Origin of the sequence: Nevskia soli, assembly GCF_903970205.1 — a bacterium.
Taxonomy (GTDB): Bacteria; Acidobacteriota; Terriglobia; order Bryobacterales; family Bryobacteraceae; genus Bog-113.
This window is the reverse complement of sequence record NZ_CAJCHS010000389.1, coordinates 1-2,965: the sequence shown is the minus strand read 5'-3', so window position 1 is coordinate 2,965 and position 2,965 is coordinate 1. Positions and strand designations below refer to the sequence as shown.

At 62.7% G+C, this 2,965-nt stretch carries 3 protein-coding genes; all 3 read left to right on the top strand.

Annotated features, from left to right (window positions below):
• The coding region (gene uvrA / locus H1Y01_RS16960) for an excinuclease ABC subunit UvrA (protein WP_180541691.1) at window positions 1-1,375 on the top strand (1,375 nt) is incomplete at its 5' end.
• A complete protein-coding gene (locus H1Y01_RS16955; protein WP_180541690.1) occupies window positions 1,372-2,127 on the top strand; it encodes a type II CAAX endopeptidase family protein in 756 nt (251 codons plus the stop codon). The genes uvrA and H1Y01_RS16955, both read left to right, overlap by 4 nt.
• A gap of 2 nt (window positions 2,128-2,129) precedes the next feature.
• Window positions 2,130-2,965: S-methyl-5-thioribose-1-phosphate isomerase (gene mtnA, locus H1Y01_RS16950; RefSeq protein WP_180541689.1), on the top strand; the 836-nt coding region annotated here is incomplete at its 3' end.

Sequence of the window (2,965 nt, the reverse complement as noted above, 5' to 3'; positions counted from 1 at the left end):
CGGCGGCGAATCGCAGCGCATCCGGCTGGCGACGCAGATCGGTTCGAAGCTGCGCGGCGTGCTGTACGTGCTGGATGAGCCGTCGATCGGATTGCATCCCCGCGATAACGACAAGCTGCTCAACACGCTCATCCGGCTGCGTGACATGGGGAACACCGTGCTGGTGGTGGAACATGATGCGGAGACGATCGAGCGCGCGGATTATGTGATCGATCTCGGGCCGGGCGCGGGGCGGCTCGGCGGCGAATTGGTCGCGCAAGGGACGCCGCAGCAAATCGCGGACAACCCGGATTCGCTTACGGGCCAGTATCTGTCCGGAGTCGTCTCGATCCCCGTGCCGGCGAAACGGCGCGCCCGCAATGGAAGCGAAATCGCCGTGCGGGGCGCCACGGAGCATAACCTGAAGAACGTCGATGTCGCGATTCCTCTGGGCGTGCTTACCGTGGTGACAGGTGTATCGGGAAGCGGAAAATCGACGCTGGTGAATGAGATTGTCTACCGGGCGCTGGCCCGCGAGATTTACGGCTCGCGCGATGAGCCCGGCGCGCACGTGGAGATTAAAGGCATCGACCAGATCGATAAAGTGGTGCGCATCGATCAGGCCGCGATCGGGCGCACGCCGCGCTCGAATCCGGCGACGTATACGGGCCTGTTCAGTCCGATCCGCGATCTGTTCGCGATGCTGCCGGAATCGCGCGAGCGCGGGTACAAGCCGGGCCGCTTCAGTTTCAACGTGAAGGGCGGCCGCTGTGAAGCGTGCCAGGGCGACGGGCTGAAGCGCATCGAGATGAACTTCCTTCCCGACGTTTACGTCACCTGTGACGTGTGCCGGGGCCGTCGTTATAACCAGGAGACGCTGGAGGTGAAGTACAAAGGCCACTCGATCGCCGATTTGCTGGAGATGACCATCGAAGAAGCGCTGCCCGTTCTCGAAACGCATCCGCAAATCCGGCCGAAGCTGGAGACGTTGAACGCCGTCGGGCTGGGCTACATTCACCTGGGGCAGTCCGCTACAACGCTTTCGGGCGGCGAAGCGCAGCGCATTAAACTCGCGCGCGAGTTAAGCAAGCGGCAGACCGGGCGAACGTTCTACCTGCTCGATGAACCCACCACGGGACTCCATTTCGACGACGTGCGCAAGCTGATTGACGTTCTGCAGAAGCTCACCGACTTGGGCAATTCGGTGGTGGTGATCGAGCACAATCTGGACGTGATCAAGAGCGCGGACTGGATCATCGACCTGGGGCCGGACGGCGGCGAGTTCGGAGGGCGCATCATCGCCGAAGGTACGCCGGAGCAGATTATGAAGTCGCGCAAGAGCTTCACGGGAGAAGCGCTGCGGAAGGTGATGAAGACATCCGGGGTCGCCGCGTGACGCCGTCCGAAGACAACGTAAAGGTAGACGTCGAGGTCGAGCCGGTTCCGCCCAAACGCTTTCCGTTCTGGAATTGGCAGGATGCGGCGCTGCTGCTTGGTCTCGGATTGCCGTGCCTGTTTGTCGCGGCGCTGATCATGCGGGGAATCGCAGCGCTGCTGCACGTACACTCCGACACGCCCGCGGTGTTGGTGAGCGCGCAGGCCATCGGGTATGCCGGGTTGTTCGCCGTGCTTGCGGGCATCCTGCGTCTTGGATACGACGCGCCGTTTTGGCGCTCGCTGGGATGGGTGCATTCGCGCCTGCCAGCCGCCTCCGCGGTGATTCTCGGTTCGGTGCTTTCAATCGCGATTGCGGTGCTCGGCGGGCTCCTGCGTGTGCAGGCCAAAGACTCGGAAATGCAGAAACTGCTGAGCGAGCCCGGCGGCGCAATTGCCCTGGCGCTGTTCGCCGTTACTCTGGCGCCGCTGGCCGAGGAGTTGTTCTTCCGCGGCTTTTTGCAACCCTTGTTTGTGCGGACGGCCGGCGTCATCGCGGGCATCGGCATCACCGGCGCGCTGTTTGGCGCGCTGCATTTTCAGGAGTATGGAAATTCGTGGGGGTCGGCGGTTCTGGTGTCCGTCGCCGGCATTGCGTTCGGCGTCATCCGGCACCTGTCGGGTTCCACGCAGAGTTCCGTGCTCGCGCATGTCGGGTATAACGGAACGCTGTTCGCGTTGTTTTTCGCGGTAGGAAGGAACCTCAAAACATAGACATGGTGGAAACGATCCAGTGGACCGACAAGGGCGTGGTGATGATCGATCAGCGCCGCTTGCCCAGCGTCGAAGAGTACGTGACCTGCACCACTTACCAGGACGTTGCCGATCACATCCGCAAGATGACGATCCGCGGGGCGCCGGCGATCGGCGTTGCGGCTGCGATGGGGGTGGCGCTGGGCGTCGTGCAAGGCGCGGACTTCGATACGGTCTGTGAGACTCTGGCTGCCTCGCGTCCCACGGCCGTCAATTTGTTCTGGGCCATCGAACGCATGCGGGCCGTGCGCAACGCGATGGAAGGCGCGAGCGCGGACGCAATCACAAAGCGGCTGGTCGACGAAGCTAAGCAGATCCGCATTGAAGACATCGCGATCAATCAGGCGATCGGGAAAAATGGCGCGCCTCTGGTTCCGGACCACAAGACGGTATTGACACATTGCAACGCGGGTGCGCTGGCTACCGCGGGCTACGGGACCGCGCTGGGCGTGATTCGCGCGGCTGTGGAACAGGGCAAAGAGATCGACGTCTTCGCCGATGAAACGCGGCCGTTCATGCAAGGCGCGCGATTGACCGTATGGGAGCTGCAGCAGGACGGCATCCCGGCCACGTTGATCACGGACAATATGGCCGGACACTTCCTGAAGTCCGGGCGGATCGGATGCGTGATCGTCGGCGCGGATCGCATCGCAGGCAACGGTGACGTGGCAAACAAGATCGGCACGTACACGGTCGCGGTCGTGGCGAAAGAGAACGGCATTCCCTTCTATGTCGCCGCGCCGATCTCCACGCTCGATCTCTCGCTTCAATCCGGCGACCAGATTCCGATTGAGCAGCG